Origin of the sequence: Streptomyces flaveolus, assembly GCF_014648815.1 — a bacterium.
GTDB lineage: Bacteria > Actinomycetota > Actinomycetes > Streptomycetales > Streptomycetaceae > Streptomyces > Streptomyces flaveolus.
Genome location: NZ_BMRV01000006.1, coordinates 279,588 through 302,437 on the forward strand (window position 1 = coordinate 279,588; position 22,850 = coordinate 302,437).

At 71.4% G+C, this 22,850-nt stretch carries 24 protein-coding genes, 1 tRNA gene and 1 riboswitch; of the genes, 14 read left to right on the forward strand and 11 right to left on the reverse strand.

Annotation, left to right across the window (positions count from 1 at the left end; all coding sequences use genetic code 11):
* The first annotated feature begins 98 nt into the window (after positions 1-98).
* The 7 genes from IEZ05_RS17020 (at position 99) to IEZ05_RS17050 (ending at position 7,139) form a co-directional block, all read left to right on the forward strand.
* Entirely contained in the window at positions 99-1,130 is a 1,032-nt protein-coding gene (locus IEZ05_RS17020) for a hypothetical protein (RefSeq protein WP_189230962.1), read from the forward strand.
* Positions 1,131-1,773: 643 nt separating this feature from the next.
* Positions 1,774-3,312 (forward strand): ATP-binding protein, encoded by a 1,539-nt coding sequence (locus tag IEZ05_RS17025; protein ID WP_229869740.1) that lies wholly within the window; start codon positions 1,774-1,776, stop codon positions 3,310-3,312.
* Between the two features lie 2 nt (positions 3,313-3,314).
* A complete protein-coding gene (locus tag IEZ05_RS17030) occupies positions 3,315-3,737 on the forward strand; it encodes a roadblock/LC7 domain-containing protein (RefSeq protein WP_189230963.1) in 423 nt (140 codons plus the stop codon).
* Positions 3,734-4,087, forward strand: coding sequence for a DUF742 domain-containing protein (locus tag IEZ05_RS17035; RefSeq protein ID WP_189230964.1), 354 nt, complete (start codon positions 3,734-3,736; stop codon positions 4,085-4,087). The genes IEZ05_RS17030 and IEZ05_RS17035 overlap by 4 nt, the downstream gene beginning before the upstream one ends.
* The gene (locus IEZ05_RS17040) at positions 4,065-4,685 is read left to right on the forward strand and encodes a GTP-binding protein (RefSeq protein WP_189230965.1); all 621 of its coding nucleotides are present in this window, start codon (positions 4,065-4,067) and stop codon (positions 4,683-4,685) included. Before IEZ05_RS17035 ends, IEZ05_RS17040 begins: the two co-directional genes overlap by 23 nt.
* A complete protein-coding gene (locus IEZ05_RS17045) occupies positions 4,682-5,902 on the forward strand; it encodes a cytochrome P450 (protein WP_189230966.1) in 1,221 nt (406 codons plus the stop codon). The genes IEZ05_RS17040 and IEZ05_RS17045 overlap by 4 nt, the downstream gene beginning before the upstream one ends.
* Positions 5,903-5,912: 10 nt before the next feature.
* Positions 5,913-7,139 (forward strand): cytochrome P450 family protein, encoded by a 1,227-nt coding sequence (locus IEZ05_RS17050; protein WP_189230967.1) that lies wholly within the window; start codon positions 5,913-5,915, stop codon positions 7,137-7,139.
* A gap of 58 nt (positions 7,140-7,197) precedes the next feature.
* Here IEZ05_RS17050 and IEZ05_RS17055 read toward each other — a convergent pair whose 3' ends face one another.
* Positions 7,198-7,668 carry a carboxymuconolactone decarboxylase family protein gene (locus tag IEZ05_RS17055; protein ID WP_189230968.1) on the reverse strand — a complete coding sequence of 157 codons (471 nt, stop codon included), beginning with the start codon at positions 7,666-7,668 and terminating at the stop codon, positions 7,198-7,200.
* A 228-nt stretch (positions 7,669-7,896) separates the two neighbouring features.
* Here IEZ05_RS17055 and IEZ05_RS17060 point away from each other — a divergent pair, with 228 nt between their 5' ends.
* A complete protein-coding gene (locus IEZ05_RS17060; RefSeq protein ID WP_189230969.1) occupies positions 7,897-8,199 on the forward strand; it encodes a hypothetical protein in 303 nt (100 codons plus the stop codon).
* 25 nt (positions 8,200-8,224) lie between these two features.
* Here the strand turns inward: IEZ05_RS17060 and IEZ05_RS17065 are convergent, their stop codons facing one another.
* From IEZ05_RS17065 to IEZ05_RS17075, 3 genes are all read right to left on the reverse strand, one after another.
* On the reverse strand, positions 8,225-8,584 hold the full coding sequence (locus tag IEZ05_RS17065; protein WP_189230970.1) for a VOC family protein: 360 nt from the start codon (positions 8,582-8,584) through the stop codon (positions 8,225-8,227).
* A gap of 49 nt (positions 8,585-8,633) precedes the next feature.
* On the reverse strand, positions 8,634-10,154 hold the full coding sequence (locus IEZ05_RS17070; protein WP_189230971.1) for an MFS transporter: 1,521 nt from the start codon (positions 10,152-10,154) through the stop codon (positions 8,634-8,636).
* A gap of 129 nt (positions 10,155-10,283) precedes the next feature.
* Positions 10,284-11,624, reverse strand: a complete 1,341-nt coding sequence (locus IEZ05_RS17075) for a DUF445 domain-containing protein (protein ID WP_229869741.1) — start codon at positions 11,622-11,624, stop codon at positions 10,284-10,286.
* 234 nt (positions 11,625-11,858) lie between these two features.
* Between IEZ05_RS17075 and IEZ05_RS17080 the strand changes: the two genes are divergently transcribed.
* Positions 11,859-13,223 (forward strand): SGNH/GDSL hydrolase family protein, encoded by a 1,365-nt coding sequence (locus tag IEZ05_RS17080; protein ID WP_189230973.1) that lies wholly within the window; start codon positions 11,859-11,861, stop codon positions 13,221-13,223.
* Positions 13,224-13,428: 205 nt separating this feature from the next.
* Here the strand turns inward: IEZ05_RS17080 and IEZ05_RS17085 are convergent, their stop codons facing one another.
* Genes IEZ05_RS17085 through IEZ05_RS17100 form a run of 4 tightly spaced genes read right to left on the reverse strand, consistent with a single transcriptional unit; the run spans position 13,429 to position 16,953 of the window.
* Positions 13,429-14,247: a DUF1707 SHOCT-like domain-containing protein gene (locus tag IEZ05_RS17085; RefSeq protein ID WP_189230974.1), complete on the reverse strand. Its 819-nt coding sequence runs from the start codon at positions 14,245-14,247 to the stop codon at positions 13,429-13,431.
* A 33-nt stretch (positions 14,248-14,280) separates the two neighbouring features.
* Positions 14,281-15,276: an ABC transporter ATP-binding protein gene (locus IEZ05_RS17090; RefSeq protein ID WP_189230975.1), complete on the reverse strand. Its 996-nt coding sequence runs from the start codon at positions 15,274-15,276 to the stop codon at positions 14,281-14,283.
* A 5-nt stretch (positions 15,277-15,281) separates the two neighbouring features.
* Positions 15,282-16,154, reverse strand: a complete 873-nt coding sequence (locus IEZ05_RS17095) for an ABC transporter permease (RefSeq protein ID WP_373298798.1) — start codon at positions 16,152-16,154, stop codon at positions 15,282-15,284.
* Positions 16,147-16,953 carry an ABC transporter permease gene (locus tag IEZ05_RS17100; protein WP_189230976.1) on the reverse strand — a complete coding sequence of 269 codons (807 nt, stop codon included), beginning with the start codon at positions 16,951-16,953 and terminating at the stop codon, positions 16,147-16,149. The genes IEZ05_RS17095 and IEZ05_RS17100 overlap by 8 nt, the downstream gene beginning before the upstream one ends.
* Before the next feature lie 235 nt (positions 16,954-17,188).
* On the opposite strand from IEZ05_RS17100, the gene IEZ05_RS17105 reads away from it, so the two are divergent.
* Positions 17,189-19,546 (forward strand): transglycosylase domain-containing protein, encoded by a 2,358-nt coding sequence (locus tag IEZ05_RS17105; protein WP_189230977.1) that lies wholly within the window; start codon positions 17,189-17,191, stop codon positions 19,544-19,546.
* Positions 19,547-19,559: 13 nt separating this feature from the next.
* On the opposite strand, the gene sugE is transcribed toward IEZ05_RS17105, so the two are convergent.
* The 3 genes from sugE to IEZ05_RS17120 all read right to left on the reverse strand — a co-directional run bounded on the left by sugE (position 19,560) and on the right by IEZ05_RS17120 (position 20,738).
* Positions 19,560-19,880, reverse strand: coding sequence for a quaternary ammonium compound efflux SMR transporter SugE (gene sugE, locus IEZ05_RS17110; protein ID WP_189230978.1), 321 nt, complete (start codon positions 19,878-19,880; stop codon positions 19,560-19,562).
* Between the two features lie 31 nt (positions 19,881-19,911).
* Positions 19,912-19,978, reverse strand: a riboswitch (guanidine-III (ykkC-III) riboswitch).
* Between the two features lie 49 nt (positions 19,979-20,027).
* Entirely contained in the window at positions 20,028-20,384 is a 357-nt protein-coding gene (locus IEZ05_RS17115) for a GroES family chaperonin (RefSeq protein WP_189230979.1), read from the reverse strand.
* 24 nt (positions 20,385-20,408) lie between these two features.
* Positions 20,409-20,738, reverse strand: a complete 330-nt coding sequence (locus IEZ05_RS17120; protein ID WP_189230980.1) for a DUF3618 domain-containing protein — start codon at positions 20,736-20,738, stop codon at positions 20,409-20,411.
* Between the two features lie 93 nt (positions 20,739-20,831).
* Here IEZ05_RS17120 and bcp point away from each other — a divergent pair, with 93 nt between their 5' ends.
* The 4 genes from bcp (at position 20,832) to IEZ05_RS17140 (ending at position 22,841) form a co-directional block, all read left to right on the forward strand.
* Positions 20,832-21,299: a thioredoxin-dependent thiol peroxidase gene (bcp, locus tag IEZ05_RS17125; protein WP_189230981.1), complete on the forward strand. Its 468-nt coding sequence runs from the start codon at positions 20,832-20,834 to the stop codon at positions 21,297-21,299.
* Between the two features lie 132 nt (positions 21,300-21,431).
* Entirely contained in the window at positions 21,432-22,082 is a 651-nt protein-coding gene (locus tag IEZ05_RS17130) for an HNH endonuclease (protein WP_189230982.1), read from the forward strand.
* Complete coding sequence (locus IEZ05_RS17135) at positions 22,079-22,750, forward strand: HNH endonuclease (RefSeq protein WP_189230983.1); 672 nt, start codon at positions 22,079-22,081, stop codon at positions 22,748-22,750. The genes IEZ05_RS17130 and IEZ05_RS17135 overlap by 4 nt, the downstream gene beginning before the upstream one ends.
* Positions 22,751-22,765: 15 nt before the next feature.
* Positions 22,766-22,841, forward strand: a tRNA-Leu gene (locus IEZ05_RS17140).
* Positions 22,842-22,850: the final 9 nt, after the last annotated feature.

The following is a 22,850-nucleotide window of genomic DNA, read 5'->3' on the forward strand; positions in this document are numbered from 1 at the left end:
GCCATCGGCCGCGTGGTACTGGATATCGGGCGGTGAGCGTGGGCAGTTGGCGGGGACCGGCGTCCCCTCCCGTCCGCGACGGTGAAAGAGTCGGCGCCATGACGAGGACCACCCCGCCCCGCCCGGTCGACATCGAGGCGCTCTTCCCCGAGCTCGCCGGCTACCGGGGCACCACCACCCGGCTGCACCCGCGGGCAGGCCACCCTGGCGCGGCGGACAGTTCCGTGGGTGGGCCCCTGCTGTGGCCCGTGGACGAGCCCTGGCCCGTCTGCGTCCAGCCTCATGCCCGGGATCGGGGACGGCGGCTTTCGGACATCCGCCGGGAGCGGGAGCTCTGGGCGGAGGCGCACCCTCGTGGAACAGGGCTCACGGACGCCGAGCGCGAGCTCCTGGACGAGCTCGAGCGCACCCACCGGATCCCCGACCTCACCGAGACGACCCCCGTGCCGATGATCGGCCTCGCCCAGCTGTACCGGCGGGACGTTCCCGACCTCCTCCCCGGACCGGACGGCTGCGACCTGCTCCAGGTGTTCTGGTGTCCCTTCGACGCGCACGGCAGGACGGGGTTCGAGCCGTATCTAGAGCTGCGGTGGCGCAGGTCGGCCGAGGTCGGTGAGGTGCTGACCGCGCCGCCGCGGCCGGAGGTGGTCGGCTACGCCGGGTACGTGCCCGAGCCGTGTGTGCTGCACCCCGAGCAGGTCGTCACCTATCCGTTCGCCGGGCTCCTGCCTCAGGAGCTGTGCGACCGGCTCGACGCCTGGGACGAGGCTCTTGAGGAGGAGGCCGAAGAGGCCGCCGACTGCTCCGGCTGCGCGGCAGAGGCGATCGGATACCAGTACGACCTCTCCATACCGCCCGGATGGCGCGCGGGCGGCTACGCGTCCTGGCACCGGACCGATCCGTACGCCATGGACTGCCGGGCCTGCGCGGCTCCCATGGAGCTGCTGCTCACCATCGACACCTCCGAATGGGACGGCGGCAGCCGCAGCTGGACGCCCGTCGAGGAACGGGACCTGCCCCCGCGCCCCTTCGCCACGCCCACCGAGGTCGTCGTCGGCAACCACGGTGAGCTGAACGTCTTCGCCTGCCCCGCCGACCCCGGGCATCCGCACCGCTGGAGCGTCCAGTGACCGGGCCCGCATCGCCTACGGCTCGCAGGCCGGCCGCTGACTAGCAGGACGCCCACTCGGTCACCAACTGCTTTTTGGCCAACGTGAGTTGGTCGTCAACCGTGCATTTTTCGCCTCATACCTCCAGGGACGGCCATCCGTAGTCACTGAGCTGCCACAACGGGTGAACACAAGCGGTATGGTCCCTGCCGAATGCCCTTGGCGGGCCCGGCAGTTCGGGTGTCTGCAGGAACGAACCTGCGCTGTCGCGAGCCCGCTCCGCCGTCGTCCCCCACCGCTCGTGCAGGCCCTGCGCTCGTCCCCTGGAGATCCATGTCGTGCACACTCACCGTTGTCGGCATCGCTGAGTCCTCGGCACGTGGAGGCGTGACGGGGGCGCTGTCCCGGGCGGTGCCGCGGGAGAGCGCCGAGGGCCGCCGCGTCCCTTTGCCGCCGATCGGGAGACGCCGGCTGCTTCTGGCTTGTTGAGGACCCTCGCCGCCGCGGGGCGGCTCCGGTACGCCCTCGATACCGCGACACCGGCCCACCAGTCCGGCGTCCTGGGCCGCCCCGGCCGCTCCCTCCGGACCCGCCTCTCCGACCGCCGGGACCGGCCCGCCCCCCAACCCCCCACACCGACGGCTTCCCCCTCCGTGAGGACCCGATGACTGAACTGCTGTTGACCGGCGCCCTGTTGCTGGCGGTGGCCGGAGCCGGGGCCGCCTGGTACTTCCGGCGCGCACGCGATCAGGCCCGGCGCCAGGCCGAACTGCTGCGCCGGCACGCCGACCGGCTCACCCTGCAACTCCTCGCGGCCGAGCAGTGCGTGGGCCACTTCGCGACCACCGTGATTCCCGCCGCGGCCGGTGCCGGCCAGAACGGCGACGGCCACAAGGGCGCGCTCACCGTCCCGCCGAACCTCGACGGCACCCCGCTCGCCGAGCGGCTGCTCGCCCTCCCCGGGGCGCTGGCCTCGGCGGTCGGCGAGATACGGGCGCAGGAGCGGGCGGCGGCCGCCCGGACCGCCGATCGGATCCGGCAGGACACGGAACGGCAGATCGCGCAGGTACGGGAGGAGTCCCTGGGCGTGGCCCGGGCCGCCGTACGCGGGTTCGCCAACAACGTGGTGGCACGGGCGGCGCGGCTCGGCCGGTCCGTCAGCCAGGGTGTGCGGCGGCACATCTCGGACGAGGCGTACGCGACGCTGGTGGAGATCGACCACCTCACGCAGCAGATGCTGCTCACCGCGTCGGGGTACGCCGTGCTCGCCGGGGACAAGCTCTCGCGGCGCTGGCCCGCCACCTCGCTGACCGACATCGTGCGGGCGGCGATGGGCCGGATCGAGGGGTACGAGCGGATCAGGCACCCCGAGATGGGGACCGTCGCGGTCGAGGGACGCGCGGTGGAGGCGGTCGTGCACGCCCTCGCCGTGCTGCTGGACAACGCGCTGCGCTACTCCCCGCCCGCGGCCGGCGTCCACGTGTCGCTGGAGCAGGGCCACCACGCGGTCTTCCTGGTCGTGGACGACGCCGGCCTGCGCATGGACGACGAGCGGCTGCTGTGGGCCAGCAACGTGATGTCCGGCGAGCAGCGCGACGACATCACCCGCCTGGGCGCCCACCCCCAGACCGGGCTGCGCGTGGCGTCCCTGCTGGCGGAGAACTACGGCTTCCGGGTCGAGCTGACCGCGCCGAACATCTACCAGGGCACCCGGGCGATGATCGTGCTGCCGAAGAACCTGCTCGTCACGCCGGGACCGGCCGGCCCCGCCGTCGCCTCGACGCCGTCGGCCCCCGCGGTGCGGTCCGAGCCGGCCGTCGCACCGCCCGCCGCACCACCGGCCCCCGCGGTCGGGCCGGCACCGCGAGCCGTACCGGTTGCCGCCGCGGCCGCCCCGGCGGCCCTCGCGGCCGAGCCCGGACCACAGGCCGTCCCCGAGCCACAGGCCGCCGCGCCCGCCACCACCGCCAGCGGTCTGACCGTCCGCCGGCGCACCAAGGCTCCCGTCGCCGCGCGCCGCACCGCCGAGCCCGCCGCCGGGCCCGGCCGTCCCGCCGTCGCCGCCGCCTGGGCGGAAGGCACCCGCCGCGGCCGGCAGGACCAGCCCTCCCCGACCCCCGCCGGAACCGACGCGGCACACCGGACGGCCCCCGGCCCCGGACCCGACGCCGCACACGACGCCGCACCCGAAGAAGGACACTGATCGTGCGAGACACACACACCAACAGCCTGGGCTGGCTGCTCGACCAGGAGCTCGGCACCGTCGAGGGCGTCCGCTACGCCGTCCTGATGAGCAGCGACGGTCTGCTGAAGGCCCGGACCGAGACGATCGGCCAGGACGACGGGGAGAAGTTCGCCGCGCTGACGGCGGCGCTGCGGGCCGCGGGCAAGGCGTGGGACGAGTTCACCGGCGGCCAGGGCATGCGGCAGCTGCTGATCGAGTCGGTCGGCTGCATCGGTCTGACGACCACCGCCGCGAGGAACACCATGCTGTCGGTGTGCACGACCGGTCCGGACGCCGATGTCGGGCTGATCTCCCATCACATGGTGCGGCTCGCCACCCGACTGGGGCACGAACTGGGCACCGAGGAGCGCGTGCCGGCCGCGGAAGGCGGCTCGCCGGCATGACGGGGCCGCGGCGTGACCCCGACATGGTCAGGCCCTACGTCCGCACCGGCGGTCAGGTCCGTGCCCGTGACGACGTGCGCCTGGAGAGCGTGCTCATCGCCGCCTCCGGGCCCACGGACGCCCTCGGCCCGGACGCCCGCCGGGTGATGCGGCTGTTCGCCGGCGCGGAGGGCGGCCTGGCCGTCGCGGACATCGCCGCCGCGCTGGAGCTGCCGCCGTCCACGGTGCGCATCCTCGTCTCCTCCCTGATGGACTCCGGCCACCTGGCCAGCCCGGTCGCGGCGAGCGATCACCAGCCCGAATCCGACCTGTTGCAGGAGGTACTGCGTGGACTGCGCTCCATGGTCTGACCCGCCCGTCACCTACGTCCCGGCCACGGTGACGCGGTCGGCCAAGATCGTGGTCGCGGGGGGTTTCGGCGTCGGCAAGACGACGCTGATCGGCAGCGTCTCGGAAGTGAAGCCCCTGCGGATGGAGGAACCCATCACGCAGGAGAGCGCGGGCGTGGACGATCTGCGGGGCACCCCGCACAAGACCACGACCACGGTGGCGATGGACTTCGGCCGCATCCACATGGCCGGCGGCCGTATCGCGCTGTATCTGTTCGGGCTGCCGGGGCAGGCCCGTTTCCAGCCGCTGTGGGAGGACCTGGCCGAGGGTGCGCTCGGCTGTCTCGTCCTGGCCGACACCCGCGACCTCGACGCCTCCCACGACGCCCTCGGCCTCCTGGACAACGGCGGCATACCGTACGCCGTCGCCATCAACACCTTCCCCGGCGCGCCGGACTACCCCGAGCCGGAGCTGCGCGAGGCCCTGGCCCTCGACCCGTTCACTCCGCTGACGGCCTGCGACGCCCGCGACCGCACGTCGTCCCTGCACGCCCTGATCACGCTCACCGAGTACCTCTCCGAGCACCGCTCGGCCGCCCTCCTGGAGTCCCGCCGATGACGATGCCGTCCGCCGCGTCCGCGCCGACGAGCCCGCCGGGGCGGATCGCCCTGTACACCGCGGAGTTCGCCGCCGACCCGCACGCCGCGTACCGGCGCATGCGCCGCACCCACGGCCCCCTCGTCCCGGTCGACCTGGCGCCCGGTGTTCCGGCGACCCTGGTGATCGGCTACTACCAGGCCCGCCGCATCCTCAACGACCCGCTGCACTTCCCGGCCGATCCCCGCGCGTGGGAGAAGCTGATCCCGGCGTCCTGCCCGGTCAGGCCGATGATGGAGTGGCGCCCCAACGCGCTGCGTTCCGGCGGCGCCGAGCACGCCCGCTACCGCGGAGCGAACACCGCCGCGATCGGCGGGGTCGACCAGCACGGCCTGCGGTCCCTCGTCGAGAAGGTCGCCTCCGGGGCCATCGACGACTTCCGGGGGCAGGGCGAGGCGGACCTGCTCTCCCAGTACGCGTTCCCGATCGCCTTCCGGGTCCTGAGCGCGCTGCTGGGCTGCCCGGACGAGATCGGCGTGCGCATCGCCGACGGGATGGCGAAGATCTTCGACACCACGAACGCCGAGCAGGGCAACCAGATCCTCGGCCAGGCCGTCGCCGACCTGGTGAACCTGCGCCGGCAGCACCCCGGCGACGACATCACGTCCCGGCTGATCACCCACTCCGCCCGGCTGGACGACGAGGAGATGGGCCACCAGCTCGTCACGCTCTACGGCGCCGGGATCGAGCCGTTGACCAACCTGATCAGCAACACCGTGCTGAAGATCCTCACCGACGAGGAGTTCTCCGCCGACCTGCACGCCGGGCTGTCCACGGTGCGCGACGCGCTCGACGCCGTCCTCTACACCGACCCGCCCATGGCGAACTACTGCATCTCGTACCCCCCGTACCCGATCGACGTGGACGGGGTCCTCCTGCCCGCCGACCAGCCGGTCGTGATCTCCATGGCGGCCGCCAACAACGACCCGGCGCTCACCGACGGCGTGCCCGAGGGCCGCCACACGGGCAACCGCGCCCACCTGGCCTGGAGCATCGGCCCGCACACCTGCCCCGCCCGCTCGCACGCCTACCTCATCGCGGAGACCGCGGTCACCCACCTCCTCGACGCGCTGCCCGAGACGGACCTCGCCGTGCCGGCCGCCGAACTCGTCTGGCGCCCGGGCCCGTTCCACCGCGCCCTGGAATCCCTGCCCGTCACCTTCCCCGCCGCCACCTAAGGAGCCCGCCATGTCCGACCAGCAGTCTCCCCTCGTCCTCGACCCCGCCGGCGCCGACCACCACGCCGAGCACCGTGCCCTGCGCGCCCGCGGTCCGGCCACCCGGGTGGACGTCCTCGGTGTGGAAGCCTGGTCGGTCTCCGACCCCGCTCTGCTCAAACAGCTGCTCACCGGGCCCGACGTCTCCAAGGACGCCCGGGCGCACTGGCCCGCCTTCGGGCAGGTGGTCGGCACCTGGCCGCTCGCCCTGTGGGTGGCGGTGGAGAACATGTTCACCGCGTACGGTCCCCACCACCGCAAGCTGCGCCGGCTGGTGGCGCCCGCCTTCAGCGCCCGCCGCATCGCCCACATGCGGCCGTCCGTCGAGGGCATGGTGGACGGGCTCGTCGACCGTCTCGCGGGGCTCCCCGCCGGAGAGCCGGTCGATCTGCGCCAGGAGCTGGCCTACCCGCTGCCCATCGCGGTGATCGGGCACCTCATGGGTGTGCCCGAGAGCCGGCGGGACGGCTTCCGTGCCCTCGTGGACGGTGTCTTCGACACCACGCTGAGCCAGGAGGAGGCACAGGCCAACACCGCCCGGCTGTACGCGACCCTGGACCAGCTCATCGCCGACAAGCGCAGCACCCCGGGCGACGACATGACGTCCCTGCTCATCGCCGCGCGGGACGACGAGAGCGACGGCGCGGGCCTGTCGCACGAAGAGCTGCGCGACACCCTGCTGCTGATGATCAGCGCCGGCTACGAGACCACCGTCAACGTCATCGACCAGGCCGTGCACACCCTGCTGACCCGGCCCGACCAACTCGAACTGGTCCGCAAGGGTGCCGTCACCTGGGACGACGTCGTCGAGGAGACGCTGCGTCACGAGCCGGCGGTCAAGCACCTGCCGCTCCGGTTCGCCGTCACGGACATCCCCCTGCCCGACGGGCAGACCATCGCCCGCGGTGAGGCGATCCTCGCGTCCTACGCCGCCGCCAACCGTCACCCCGCATGGCACGACGACGCCGACACGTTCGACGCGGCCCGCACGGTCAAGGACCACCTGGCGTTCGGGCACGGCGTCCACTTCTGCCTCGGCGCGCCCCTCGCCCGCATGGAGGTCACCCTCGCGCTCCGGAGCCTTTTCGACCGCTTCCCGGACATCCGCCTCGCCGATCCCTCGGCCGAACTCCCGGCCGTGCCCTCGCTGATCAGCAACGGCCACCAGCGGCTCCCGGTGCTGTTGCACGCCGGCTGAGCAGCGGGACGGCCCGCCCCGGTGTGTCGGGGCGGGCCGTCCGGCTGGCGGGCGGGCGTCAGCCGAACATGCCCGGCTCGTAGTCGCCCGCCGGCTGCTGGGTGATGACGTTCAGCCGGTTGTACGTGTTGATGAGGGCGATCAGGCCGGCCAGCGCGGCGAGCTGGTCCTCGTCGTAGTGCTCCGCCGCGTTCGCCCAGGCCTCGTCGGTGACGCCGTGGCCGTCGGCGATGCGGGTGCCCTGCTCGGTCAGCTCCAGGGCAGCCCGCTCGGCGTCGGTGAAGACCTTGGCCTCCCGCCAGGCGGCGACCAGGTTGAGGCGCAGCGAGGTCTCACCCGCCTTCGCGGCGTCCTTGGTGTGCATGTCGAGGCAGAAGCCGCAGCCGTTGATCTGGCTGGCGCGGATCTTCACCAGCTCCTGGGTGGCGGCCGGCAGCCCCGAGTCCGTCAGGACCTTGCCCGCCGAGTTGATGTGCCGCAGGAGCTTGCCGGCGATCGGGTTGCCGAAGAGGTTGAGGCGAGCGTCCATGGTGGGTTCCTCCGTCGTGGGTTCGGCCGTTCGGCCGTTGCCGTATCGCGTTACACAGCTACGACGGAACGCGGAGGAGTGGTGTGACAGGCCGACCGCCAAAGACGGTGTGACCTGCACCACAGTGGACGCCGGCAGTCGTCCGCCCCGGCGCGGGTGCCGTGCCCGGCGGGGATTAGCCTCGGTCTGAAAAGACGGAGAAAAGCAGGAGAAAAGCAGGAGGCAGGCATGGCGAAGGTTCCCAGCGCGGTGGTCGCGGCGAGCGGTCTCGTCGGCGGGTACGGCGTGGCCCGCTGGACCAAGAAGCGGCAGCTCGGCGGGGCCGTGCTCGCCGTCGCCGGGGCCGCCGCCGCGCAGCAGTGGCGCCGGCGGGCCGGCGGGAAGGCCGCCGGGGCGCTGACGGCCGCGTACGTCGCCGGTTTCGCCGGGTCCCACCCGCTCGCCAAGAAGGTGGGCGCCTGGCCCGCCGTGTTCGGGGTCGCCGGTGCCGTCGCGCTGGCCTCCTGGGCGGTCGCCGACCGACGGGCCTGACCTCCTCGGCCCAGGTCGACACCCCCTAGGAGTGGTGCGTCAGCACGTTCACCACGCGCCCGCTCGGGTCCCGTACGAAGAAGCGCCGTACGCCCCACTCCTCGTCCCGCAGCTCCCGTACGATCTCCGCGCCCGACGCGACGACCTGCGCGTGGACCGCGTCGACGTCCTCGACCTCCACGCTCAGGTCGGGGACGACGGGCCCGGTGCGCTCCTCGGTGAAGAAGCTGACCTGGGCGGTGGGGACGGACGGTGAGGCCATGGTCGACACCCATCCCATGTCCATGACCTCCTCGAAGCCCAGCAGGCCGTAGAAGTCACGGCCGGCGGCCAGTTCCTCCGCGGACCCGGCGTGGATGTTGGGGACGATCCTGCGGACGGTCATCGAAGGCTCCTCGCGGTCGGCCGGGTCGGGAGGCGGGTCGGCCCGGACTCTACGCCGTGGCGGTGCCCGTGCCCGGCGCTTCCTTCGTTCCCGCGCCCGCCTGCGCGGTCGACAGCGGCTCCGCGATGTCCTCCAGGGAGCGGCGTTCCGCCTTCACCGCCAGGAACGCGGCCACCAGGCCGGCCGCGCACATCAGCCCGGCGCCGATCTGGAAGGCGAGCACCGTGTCGCCGACCACGCCGGACTCCGTGAGGTCGGCGAAGAGCAGCGGGCCGCTGATACCGCCGGCGGCGGTGCCGAGGGCGTAGAAGAAGGCGATGGCCATCGCCCGGGTCTCCATGGGGAAGATCTCGGAGACGGTCAGATACGCGCTGGAGGCGCCCGCGGAGGCGAAGAACAGCACCACGCACCAGCAGGCCGTCATGGTGTCGGCCGTCAGCGAGCCCCGGTCGAAGAGCCACGCCGTGATGAACAGCAGGACACCCGACAGCAGGTACGTGCCCGAGATCATGATCCGGCGGCCGACCGTGTCGAACAGCTTGCCGAGCAGCAGCGGGCCGAGGAAGTTGCCGGCGGCGATGACGGCGAAGTAGTAGCCGGTCTGACCGGTCGGCACGTCGAAGAAGGTGATCAGGATCGTGCCGAAGCCGAAGGTGATGGCGTTGTAGAGGAACGCCTGGCCGATGAAGAGGGACAGGCCGAGGACCGCGCGGCGCGGGTACTTGCCGAAGACGGTCTTGGCGATCAGGCCGAAGCCGATGCTCTTGCGCTGGTGGATGGTGATCTCACCGGCCGGCCGCGGCAGCGGCTCCCCCTTCTCCTGCTCGATCTCCCGTTCGACCGTGGAGACGAGTTTCTCCGCCTCGTCGCCGTAGCCGTGGATGAACTGCCAGCGTGGGCTCTCCGGGACATGCCGGCGCACCAGCAGGATGACCAGGCCGAGGACCACACCGAGGGCGAAGCTGAGCCGCCAGCCGAGGTCCTTCGGGAAGATGTCCGTGTCCAGCATGACGATGGACAGCAGGGAACCGCCGATGGCGCCCAGCCAGTAGCTGCCGTTGATGATGAGGTCGACCCGGCCCCGGTACTGGGACGGGATCAGCTCGTCGATCGCCGAGTTGATGGCCGCGTACTCGCCGCCGATGCCGAAACCGGTGAGGAACCGGAACAGGAAGAACCACCAGGACTCGAAGGACACGGCGGTCAGCGCGGTCGCCGCCAGATACACGACCAGCGTCACCATGAACAGCTTCTTGCGGCCGTGGCGGTCGGTCAGCCAGCCGAAGAACAGCGCGCCCGCGCAGGCACCGGCCACGTAGAGGGCGGCGGCCAGGCCGGTGATCTGGGCGGAGCTGATGTCCAGGCCGCTGCCGTCCTCGGCGATCCGGCCGGCCACGTTGCCGACGATCGTGACCTCCAGGCCGTCCAGGATCCAGACGGTGCCGAGACCGATCACGATCATCCAGTGCCACCGGGACCAGGGCAGCCGGTCCAGGCGGGCGGGGACCGCCGTGGTGACGGTTCCCGTGGCGGCGGGCACGGAGTTGGGCGACGACGATTCCGCAGGCATGGCTCCCTCTCCGTCGAGGACCGTGGGACGACGCCGCCCGGTCCCGCGGTGCCGTGCGGCGCCGCCGGACCGAGCGATCGAAACCCGTGTGCCCCCGACCGGGGCGGGCACGCCCGGCCGATCGAGGGGCTACGCCCCCAGCATGCGGGAGACCGTGTAGATCAGCAGCCCGGCCAGCGAGCCGACCACCGTGCCGTTGATCCGGATGAACTGCAGGTCCCGGCCGATGTTCGCCTCGATCTTCTTCGTGGTGTGCTCGGCGTCCCAGCCCGCCACCGTGTCGGTGATCAGGGACGTGATCTCCCGCCGGTAGGTGGTGACGACGTACACCGCGGCGCCCTCGACCCACGAGTCGACCTTGCCCTGCACCTTCGGATCGGACGCCATCCGGGCACCCAGCGACAGCAGCGACGCCCGCACCCGCAGCCGCAGCTCGCTGCGCTCGTCCTCAGCCGCCGAGACGATCATGGAGCGTACGGCGGTCCAGGCGGACGCGATCAGGTCCTGGACCTCGCCGCGGCCCAGCACCTCCGTCTTCAGCCGCTCCACGCGCGCCCGGGTCTCGGTGTCGGACTGCAGGTCGGAGGCGAAGTCGGTGAGGAAGCGGTCGAGGGCGCCGCGCGCGGGATGGGCGGGCATGTCGCGCATCTCGGTGACGAAGCGCAGCAGCTCCTTGTAGACGCGCTCGCCGACCTTCTTGTCCACGAACCGGGGCGTCCATCCGGGTGCCCCGCCCTGCACGGCGTCCATCACGGAGTCGCCATGCAGCACCAGCCAGTCGTGGGCGCGGGAGACGATCAGGTCGACGACCCGCCGGTGCCCGCCGTCGGCGACGACCCGGTCCAGCATCTTGCCGATGCCCGGGGCGATCTCCTGCGCGTCGGCCCGCCGGGTGATGGCCTCCCCGACCACCGCCTGCACGTCGGAGTCGCGCAGCACGGTGAGGGCACCGCGCAGGGCGGCGGACAGCTCGGCCGTCACCCGGTCGGCGTGCTCGGGCACCGCCAGCCAGACACCGAGCCGGCTGCCGATGCCGACGGCGCGCAGCCGCTGCCGTACGACGTCCTCGGAGAGGAAGTTCTCGCCGACGAACTCGCCCAGCGACACACCCAGCTGGTCCTTCTTCCTGGGGATGATCGCGGTGTGCGGGATGGGCAGCCCGAGGGGGTGGCGGAAGAGGGCGGTGACCGCGAACCAGTCGGCGAGCGCGCCGACCATGCCGGCCTCGGCGGCTGCGGAGACGTAGCCCGCCCAGGCACCCGCGCCCCGGTGGGAGGCCCACTCGGCCAGGACGTAGACGACGGCCACGAACAGCAGCAGACCGGCGGCGGTGAGCTTCATCCGGCGCACGCCGCGCCGCTTCTCCTCGTCGGCCGGGCTGAACGCCGTCATCGCCCGGTTGCGGACGGCGCCGGGCGCGGCGGCGGAGGACGGGCTTTCACCCGCTTCGGCGCCCTGCCCGATACCCATGGAACCCTCCGGACGTTCTGCCTTCGTGCGTGCCATCCGCTCCACCGTTCGACGATCCGTCCCGCACCCATTGTCCCTTCCTGACCGACTCCTGGAACGGAACACAAGTTCCCGGCGTCTGACGGGAAGGGGAAGAACCGGGGGGTCACACGGCCTTGCCCCGGCCCATGACGCATCATGGGCTCATCGGACCGGAGCCTCGGAGCTCCCCTCGCCCGAGGAGAACAACACAGCATGACCGAAGGTCATGACGGAGGCGTGGGGGCGCCTCCCAGCAAGCAGCGTGCCCTGCTGGCCGCGATCGTCGCCCTGATAGTGGCGATCTCCGCCGCCATATACGCCACGGTGGCCTCCGACGACGGCACGCGGGACCGCACACCGGTCGCCGGCGGCCGGCTCCCGCACAACGACGCCGCGCCCGCCTCCACCGGCACCTGGGTCGGCGCCTGGTCCACCTCGCCCGTCGGCCCCGAACCGGGCACCGCTGCGCAGGGCATGGCCGGCCGCTCGGTACGCAACGTCGTACACGCCGGCGTCGGCGGCAACAGCGCCCGGATCACCCTGTCCAACCTGTACGGCCGGTCACCGCTGACCGTCACCCACGCGTCCATCGCCCTGGCCGCCGACGACGGCACCGCCGCCGCGGCCGACGGCAGCATGCGCCGGCTCACCTTCGGCGGCAGCCCCCGGGTGGTCGTCCCGGCGGGCGGACAGGTGATGAGCGACGTCGCCCGCATCGCCGTCCCCTACGGCAGCGACGTCCTGATCACCACCTACTCCCCCGTGCCCTCCGGCCCGGTCACCTACCACCCGCACGCACGGCAGACCAGCTACGTCGCCGAGGGCGACCGCACCGAGGACGTCACCGCCGACGCGTACACGGGCAGGACCTCGTACTGGCGCTACGTGACGGCGCTGGACGTGCTGAGCCACGAGGCCGTGGGCACGGTCGTCGCGCTCGGCGACTCGATCACCGACGGCTACCGCTCCACCATGGACGCCAACCACCGCTGGACCGACGTCCTCACCGAGCGGCTGCGCGCGGCGGCCGGCGCCGGGCGGAACGTGCCCCGCTACAGCGTGGTCAACCAGGGCATCAGCAGCAACCGGCTGCTCACCAGTGGACCGGGCACGCCTCCCGCCAACCCCAGCACGCTGTCCCGGTTCCCCCGGGACGTGCTGGGCCGCACCAACGCCAAGGTGGTCGTCGTGGCCATCGGCGTCAACGACATCCTGCACAGCCCGGAACTCGCCGACCGGGAGTCGATCCTCGCGGGCCTGCGCACGCTGGTCGACATGGCCCACGCCCACGGGCTCAAGGTCGTCGGCGCGACCGTGATGCCGTTCGGCGGGCACAGCGGCTACACCGACGCGCGCGAGAGCATGCGGCAGGAGATCAACGAGGAGATCCGCGAGGGCCGGGTGTTCGACGCGGTCGCCGACTTCGACGCGGCACTGCGCGACCCCTACGACCCGCGCCGCCTGCGCGCGGACTACGACAACGGCGACCACCTGCACCCCAGCGACAGGGGGTACGCGCGGATGGCGGCGGCGCTGGACCTGAACGACCTGAGGGTCACGTCACCGGCGACACTGTGAGCGGGGCCGGAGGGCCGTCCTGACCGGCCGTAGCTGCGGGCAGTCGTGCCCGCCGGGCGCACCGGCCCCAGCGCTTGAACGGCCTGGGAGGTACCCCCAGGCGCGGCGGCGGCACCCCGCAACGCGGGGCCGCGTCAACCCCGCCCGGCCGCCACCGACGCACCGCACGACACAGCGCCGGCTCGCCGGATGCGCCGGGTCGCGGTCAGTCCTCGCCGCGCCTCCGCTCCCGCTCCTCCCGCCGCTCCTCGCGCCGCTCCCGCATCAGCCCCCGGTGCCCGTCCAGCATCGTCCGGTGGGCCTCCTCCACGTCCTCCCGGAACGACGTGTGCAGCTCCCGCCGCGCGGCCTTACGCTCCAGCTTGTCCCGCCGCCGCTCCTCCTTCAGCCGCAGCCGCTCCGCCCGCGTCACCTTGCGCTCCACCCCGACCCCGCCCCAGAAGGCGAAGCCCGTGACGACCACGCGCGGCGCGCCCGGCTCGGCCGGAACGCCCTCCTCACGGTGGTCGAACCCACCCATGATCCCGATGCCGCGCACGACCACCTCGACCCCGGGCGGCACGACCACGTTCATGCCGCCCATGATCGCGACGCAGTTGATCACGACCTCGCCGTCCGCGAAGTTCGCCTCCCGCAGGTCGAGCTCACCGCCGCCCCAGAACGCGAAGCAGTTGAACCGCTTCGGCACCGTCCAGCGCCCCTTGCGCTCGAACCCGGACATCACGGCGACCGCCCAGGTCGACGACCCCTCGCCGCCGGTGATCCGCCCCGCCCAGCCCCCGCTCCCCGCGGGTTCCTTGGTCATCGACACCCGCGGCACCGGCGCCGCGACGACCTCCCCGACCGGCAGGTCCCGGGTGATCGGCGCCAGGTCCCCGTAGGTCCGCGCACGGTAGGTGGCGTCCAGCCGCTCCTCGAACTCGGCCATGTCCAGGCGCCCTTCGGCAAGGGCGTCCCGCAGGACCTCGGCGACTCGTTCACGGTCGGCGTCGGATGCACGGAGTTCCGGGGCGTCGTCGGTCATGTACAGCAGCCTACGAGCTGGGCCCGCCGGGCACTACGCGCTCGCCCGTTCCGCATAGATCTTGGCGATCACCGCTTCGATGTCCGGCTCCCGCACCGAGAGGTCCACCAGCGGATACCGGGCCGCGATGTCCGCCACCAGCCCCGCGGCCGACGCCGACGCGGGGAACGCCAGCCACTGCCGCGGCCCCTCCACCCGCACCACCCGCGCGGGCGCCGGCGCCTCGATCGGCGGCACCTCCCGCTCCAGGTCCACCACCAGCGTCCGCTCGCTCTCCCCCGCCTCGTGCAGCCCGGCCGGCGGACCGTCGTACATCAGCCGCCCGTGGTCGATGACCATCACCCGGGAACACAGCTGCTCGATGTCCTGCAGATCGTGCGTGGTCAGCAGCACCGTCGTGCCGCGCTCCGCGTTCAACTCCCGCAGGAACCCCCGCACCTTGGCCTTGGACACCACGTCCAGGCCGATCGTCGGCTCGTCCAGGTACAGCACGTCCGGGTCGTGCAGCAGCGCCGCCGCGATGTCACCGCGCATCCGCTGCCCCAGCGACAGCTGCCGCACCGGCACGTCCAGCAGGGACTCCAGCTGGAGGAGATCCACGCAGCGCTCCAGGTTCGCCCGGTACCGCGCGTCCGGGATCCGGTACATGCGGTGCATCAGCCGGTAGGAGTCGATCAGCGGCAGGTCCCACCACAGCGTCGTCCGCTGCCCGAACACCACCCCGATGCGGTGCGCCAGCCGCGTCCGCTCCCGTGACGGGTCGATGCCCGCCACCCGCAGCCGCCCGCCGCTCGGCGTCAGGATGCCGGTGAGCATCTTGATCGTCGTCGACTTCCCGGCCCCGTTCGGCCCGATGTAGCCGACCATCTCGCCCCGCGCCACCGTGAACGACAGCCCGTCCACCGCCCGCACCTCGCGCCGCTCCCGCCTCAGGAACCCGGTCCTCCTGCGCACGTCGAAGACCTTCTCGACACCCTCCAGCTCGATGAAGCCCGCACCCGGTCCCCCGGCGCCGCCACTGATGTCCATCTCCGCTAACTCCCTGTACTCCGGTACGAACGAAGCCCCGCCCGCCACGCCAGCCCCGCGAGCGCACAACAGGCCACGGCCACCAGCGGCGGCGTGAACGCCACCCACCCGGGCAGGGCCAGCGGATACGGCCGCTCCAGCACATAGCTCGCCGGCAGCCAGTTGACGAACGCCAGCGGCACCACGAACGTCACCCCCCGCACCAGCTCCTGCGCGAACACCGTCGGCGGGTACTGCAGCATCGTCGTGCCGCCGTACGTGAAGGCGTTCGACACCTCCGAGGCGTCCTGCGCCACGAACTGGAAGGCCGCCGCCGCCACGAACACCGCGCCGAAGATCCCCGCGCCGCTGAGCAGCATCACCGGCATCAGCAGCAGCTTCGCCGCCGACCAGTCGATGTCCAGCACCACCAGCGCGTACCCCAGCACCAGCGCGCCCTGCGTCACCCGGCCCAGCCGGCGCAGCGCGAACCGGTCCGCGGCCACCTGCGCCAGCACCGGCGCCGGACGCACCAGCAGCGTGTCCAGCGTGCCGTCCCGCACCCGCCGCCCCAGCCGCTCCATCGAGCCGATCGCCAGGTCGGCCAGCCCGAAGGCGACCCCGGACAGCCCGTACAGGAACGCCACCTCGGACAGCGAGTAACCACCCAGCGCGTCGACCCGGGAGAACATCAGCAGGATCGCCACGAAGTCCAGCAGGGTCACCGCGAAGTTCGCGAACGTCGACAGCGCGAAAGAGACCCGGTACGCCATCGTCGACCGGATCCACATCCCCGCGATCAGCCCGTACGCCCGCAGCCCCGCGACGACCCGGCCACCCCGCCCCGCCCACCCCTGCGCATCCGCGTGCACGTCCGCGTCCGCCACCGTCTCAGCCACCCTGCACCACCACCCGCCGCGTCGCCGCCGACTGCACCAGCCGCCCCACCGCCAGCAGCGCCACCGCCCACCCGGCCTGGAAGACGAAGGTCCCCAGGGGATCCGCCTCCCCCAGCAGCACATCGGCCGGCGCCTGGAGCAGCGACGACCACGGGAGCACCCGTACGACCTCGCCGAGCGCCCCCGGGAACACGTTCAGCGGCAGCAGCATCCCCGAGCAGAACAGCCCCAGGATCCACGCCAGCTGCGCCACCCCCGTGCCGTCCAGCAGCCAGAACGCCGACAGCGCCACCAGGTAGCGCAGCGCGAAACCCACCAGCATCGCCAGCCCCACCGCCACCAGGAACGCCAGCCACGCGGACACCTCCCGCGGCAGCGCCACCGGAAAGAACAGCGCCCCGAACACGAACGGCACCACCCCGCGCCCCAGCAACTGGAACAGCGCCCGCCCCGCGTCCGCCGCCAGCCACCACAGCTGAAGATCGGCCGGCCGGTACAGATCGACGGCGATGTCACCCGAACGGATGCGCTCCATCAACTCGGCCTCGACGCCGCCGCCACCGATCGCCAGCGCCGCCAGCAGGGCCTGCCCCAGCCACACGAACGTGACCGCCTGCGCCTGGTCATAGCCCCCGAGCTGTGGTTTCTCGTCCCACAGGGCCAGATAGGTGTACACCAGGACCAACCCGAAGACCGTGTTGGTGAACACCCCGGCGGCGGTGGCCGCCCGATACGTCGCGTACCGTCTGAATCCCCCCACCGCGACGGCCGCGTACAACCGCCCCGAACCCACGCCCACAGCCCTCACCTCCGCACGGCGGCAAAGCGCAGGAGCCTAGTACGACGGCCACGGGGCACACCACGGAATTACCGGGGCACCGTTCGGAACCCCGGACGACGGCACCCAATTTCACAGGTGTGCCGCAGAGCGGGAACGGAACGCCCGGTGCGAGAGTCTTCAACAGAGGGCGCAGAAGCGCACAAGGCCGTACGAGACCAGACCGTACGACGCGAAACAGGAGTCCGTGCACGAGATGAGCGACGAGCCGCAGCAGCCTGACCAGGGCTCGGAACCGGGAACGGCGACGCCGAAGAAACCGAAGAGGCCCAAGCGGACCGGATGGCGCCGGCTGATTCCCACCTGGCGCATGACGCTGGGCGCCTTCGTCGTCGGCGTCCTGCTGGTGATCGGCGGCTTCTTCCTCGGCTACTCGCTGGTCCAGATCCCGTCGGCCAACGCCCTCGCCACCCAGCAGAGCAACGTCTACCTGTACGCCGACGGCAGCGTCCTCGCCCGCGACGGCGAGGTCAACCGGGAGAACGTCGGCCTCGCCCGGATCTCCAAGGACGCCCAGCACGCCGTCCTCGCCGCCGAGGACCGCGACTTCTACACCGAGTCCGCCATCGACCCCAAGGCGATGATCCGGGCCGGCTGGAACACCGCCACCGGCAAGGGCAAGCAGTCCGGCTCCACGATCACCCAGCAGTACGTCAAGAACTACTACCTGGCGCAGGAGCAGACCGTCACCCGCAAGGTGAAGGAGTTCTTCATCTCGATCAAGCTCGACCGGGAGAAGAGCAAGAACGAGATCCTCGAGGGCTACCTCAACACCAGCTTCTTCGGCCGCGGCGCCTACGGCATCCAGGCCGCCGCCCAGGCCTACTACGGCATCGACGCCACCGAGCTCACCGCCGCCCAGGGCGCCTACCTGGCCTCCCTGCTCAACGCGCCCAGCCAGTACGACGTCGTCGCCCACCCGGAGAACAAGGGCGCCGCCGAGGCCCGCTGGAACTACGTGCTGGACGGCATGGTCAAGATGAAGTGGCTCGACCAGGCCGAACGCGCCGGGCTGAAGTTCCCCACTCCCAAGCAGACCACCGTCTCCACCGGCATGTCCGGACAGCGCGGCTACGTCGTCCGCATCGTCAAGGACTACCTGATCAAGAACGGCATCGTCGACGAGGAAGACCTCGACCGCGGCGGCTACCGCATCACCACCACCCTCCAGAAGGACAAGCAGGACGCCTTCGTCAAGGCCGTCGACGACAAGCTGATGTCCGAACTGGACAAGGACCGCAAGGTCGACACCTATGTCCGCGCCGGCGGCGCCTCCGTCGACCCGAAGACCGGCAAGGTCGTGGCGATGTACAACGGCATCGACTACGTCAAGCAGTACACCCCCAACGCCACCCGCCGGGACTTCCAGGTCGGCTCCACCTTCAAGCCCTTCGTCTTCACCGCGGCCGTCGAGAACCACTCCGACACCCAGGACGGCCGCATGATCAACCCGAACACGATCTACGAGGGCGACAGCGAACGGCCCGTCGAGGGCTGGAGCGGCACCAGCTACGCCCCCGAGAACGAGGACCACCACGACTACGGCAGCATCACCGTCCGCGAGGCCACCGACAAGTCCGTGAACGCCGTGTACGCGCAGATGGCCGTCGACGTCGGCCCCAGCAAGGTCAAGGAGACCGCGGTCGACCTCGGACTGGCCGCCGACACCCCGGAGATGCCGGAGGGCCCCGCCATCGCCCTCGGCACCGCCACCGCCAGCCCCCTCGACATGGCCCAGGCCTACGCCACCCTCGCCAACCACGGCCGGCACGCCCGGTACACCCTGGTCGAGAAGGTCATGAAGGACGGCAAGCACGAGGTCGAGCTGCCCGAGCGGCACGAGAGCCAGGCCGTCAGCCGCGAGGCCGCCGACACCACCACGTCCGTGCTGCGCAGCGTGGTCCAGAACGGCACCGCCACCGCCGCCCAGGCCGCCGGCCGCCCCGCCGCCGGCAAGACCGGCACCGCCGAGGAGGACACGGCCGCCTGGTTCGCCGGCTACACCCCCGACCTCGCCACCGTCGTCGCCGTCATGGGCCAGGACCCGGTCACCGCCGCCCACAAGTCCCTGTACGGCGTCATGGGCCTCGACCGCATCAACGGCGGCGGGGCGCCCGCCGAGATCTGGGCCCAGTACACCCGCAACGCCCTGAAGGGCGAGCCGGTCAGCTCCTTCGACCTCCAGCTCCAGGCGGGCGCCGACGTCACCGCGCCGCCCTCCGCCGACCCCTCCGACGACACCGGCACCGGCGACGAGTCCGACGGCGGCACGGGCGACGAGGAAGGCACCGACGACCAGGAGACCGACACCGCCACCCCCGGCGAGAACGGCGGCGCCAGCACCGAACCGGGCGACAGCGGCGACGACGGCGACCCCACGACCGGCGGCCCCACCATCGGCGGCGCCAGCACCGAACCCGGCCCCACCGGCGGCGGGGACGGGGACAACGGCGACGGCGGCAGCGACGGCGGGGACTCGAGCGGAGCGGGCGGCGGAGAGTCGGACACCGGCGGATTCGTCGGCGGCCTCCCCGCCACCCCGCGGGACGAGTGAGCCCCGCGCCGGGTCAGTGACCCGAGGTCGCCTTCAGCCCCACCACGGCGACCAGCAGCAGACAGATGAAGAAGATCCGGGCGGCGGTCGCCGGCTCACCCAGCACCACCATGCCGAGCACCGCCGCCCCGGCCGCACCGATCCCCACCCACACGCCGTAGGCCGTACCGATGGGCAGCGTCCGGGCGGCGTACGACAGCAGCACCATGCTGGCCACGATCCCGGCGCCGGTGAACAGACTCGGCACGAGCCGGGTGAAACCGTCGGTGTACTTCATCCCGACCGACCAGCCGACCTCGAGCAGACCGGCGACGACAAGCAGAACCCACGCCATGACAGGCACCTCCGTGGAGCGAACTGAACGGGGTGCGTCGTCTTTTCCTTCAACCCGGTACGGCGCGTCTCGTCGGGATGGCTCCAAGGTAGCAAAGACAGCACGAAGGGGCTGGTGACGGTCGTCACCAGCCCCTTCGCGACTGTCCTACAGATACAGCCCGGTCGAGTCCTCGGACCCCTCGAACCGGTCCGCGGCCACGGCATGGAGGTCACGCTCGCGCATCAGCACGTACGCGGTGCCCCGCACCTCGACCTCCGCACGGTCCTCCGGGTCGTACAGCACCCGGTCGCCGGGCTCCACCGTCCGCACGTTCTGCCCCACCGCGACGACCTCGGCCCAGGCCAGCCGCTTGCCGACCGCCGCCGTGGCGGGGATCAGAATGCCGCCCCCGGACCGCCGCTCGCCCTCGCTGGTGTCCTGCCGCACGAGTACGCGGTCGTGCAGCATCCGGATGGGCAGCTTGTCGTCCGGGGAACTGTGCTCGTTTCTCTTGGCGCTCACGCCCTGAAACCTACCTGCCCCGCCTCAGCCCTTGCGCCGCCGGGTACCGAGGGTGAGCAGCCCCACCACTCCGACCACGACGAGCGCCACGGGCACGACGCGCTCCAACCGCGGCGAGCCCTCCTCGTCCACGAACTGCGACTTCACATCGCTGACCACACGATTGACCTGGACGTACGCCCGTCCGAGTGTGTGATCGACGCTGGAAGCGACCTTGGCCTTCGCATCGCCCATGATCGTCTTCGGGTGCACCCGCACCCCGATCTCGTCGAGCGTCTCGGCCAGCACCTCGCGGCGGCGCTTGATGTCCGCCTCGATCTGCGCCGGGGTTCTGATGTCCGACGTGTCCGCCACCGTACGGCCTCCGAAGTCTGCTGACGCTGTTCCGGACAGTCTGTCAGCTACTCGTTGCTCTGCACTGTCAGGACCCCCGGTTACGCTGGATCGATGAGCGAGCGACTGCAGCCGGGGGACCCGGCCCCCGCCTTCACCCTCCCGGACGCCGACGGCAACGAGGTGTCCCTGGCCGACCACAAGGGCCGCAAGGTCATCGTCTACTTCTACCCTGCCGCGCTTACCCCCGGCTGCACGAAGCAGGCGTGCGACTTCACGGACAACCTGGAGCTGCTGGCCACCGCCGGCTACGACGTGCTCGGCATCTCCCCCGACAAGCCGGAGAAGCTCGCCAAGTTCCGCGACACGGAGTCCCTCAAGGTCACGCTCCTCGCCGACCCGGACAAGAAGGTCCTCGACGCGTACGGCGCCTTCGGCGAGAAGAAGAACTACGGCAAGACCTACATGGGCGTCATCCGCTCCACGATCGTCGTGGACGAGGAGGGCAAGGTCGAACGGGCCCTGTACAACGTCCGCGCGACGGGCCACGTGGCCAAGATCATCAAGGACTTGGGGATCTGAGGATCCCCCAGCGAGGGCCCGTACCGGAGATCTCCGGTACGGGCCCTTCCGCATGCCGTGCGTGACGGTCCGATAAACGGTTCGTTACTCCGTACGAGGCCACGAACGGGTGGCCTAGAACGGAGGGGCTCGATGGGGGCCAGCGCGTACAGCAGGGAGCGCCTGGAGGAGGCGGCTCGGGGGGCTCGGACGCTGTCCGAGGCGTTGGTGCGGCTGGGGGTGGATCCGAAGAGTCCGACACGGCGATACGTGCTGGGCCGGATGAGGCAGTTCGGGGTGGACGTATCGCACTTCCGCCGCGAGGGCGTCAAGTGGACCAAAGACATCCTTGAACCCGTGGTCGCCTCATCCACCAGCGTCAACGAGGTCCTACGTCGCCTCGGTCTCGACCTGGTAGGAGGGCACCACACGAACATCTCTCGGCGTATCGAGGCGCACGGCATCGACACCTCGCACTTCACGGCAGCGGTCCGTACCGAACGGCAGAGGGACAACAGGCGCCGACGAACCGCAGAGGAGATCCTGGTCGAGGAAACCTTGGCCCACGCCAAACGCGTACCTGGCAGCCGACTGAAGAGAGCGATGCTCGAACTCGGCGCAGAGGAGCGTTGCGCGCTCTGCGGGATCGAGCCGATGTGGCTCGGGGAGCCGCTCCCGCTCGAGGTCGACCACATCGATGGCAACTGGCGGAACAACCAGATCGAGAACCTCCGAACCCTGTGCCCCAACTGCCACGCGGCGACGGACAGTTACCGGGGCCGCAGCAAGGGGCGTGCCTCGTGACCGTCGGCACGCAGTACACCCGCGAGCGACTGGCCGAAGCCGCCGCCAGATGTTCCGACATCGACGAGGTCATTGCCTTCTTTGGCACCCAGCCCTACCGCAATCTCCGTCGGCATCTGTACAAGCGCTTCGAGCACTTCGGCATCGACATCTCACATTTTCCGCGTCGGCGACGGGGCAGGGCCCCTCGTCCGAGACCAACCGTTGACGAGCTACGAAGCGCGGTAGTGGGAGCGGTCTCCACCGCAGGTGCCCTGGAAGCTCTGGGGAGGCCCAGCAACGGCCGGCTACGCACGCTGTTTCACCAGTGGGTCACAGAAGACGGCATCGACACGTCCCACTTCCTCGGGCAGGCACACCGACGGGGCAGGACAAGCACGTCAGCCAAGTGCGCTGAGGACATCCTGGTCCCGCAGGACGGCAGTCGCCGGACGAAGACCTCTCTGCTACGCCGCGCGCTTCGCCAAGTCGGTGTTCCCGAGAAGTGCGCCAGGTGCGGAATTGCCCCGGAATGGCTCGGTAAGCCCATGACACTGGAGATCGATCACATCAACGGCGACTGGAGCGACAACCGGCGCGAGAACCTGCGGTTGCTGTGCCCGAACTGTCACGCGATCACGAGCACCTGGTGCAGAGGAGGCCGACGAACGGCCCGCAGCGCCCAGTAGAGTAGGCACCGCTGCGGGCCCGTACCCCAGCTGGCCAAGAGGGCGCCGGTTTAGGTCCGGTGTGTCGTGGGTTCGAGTCCCACCGGGCCCACAGGGAAAA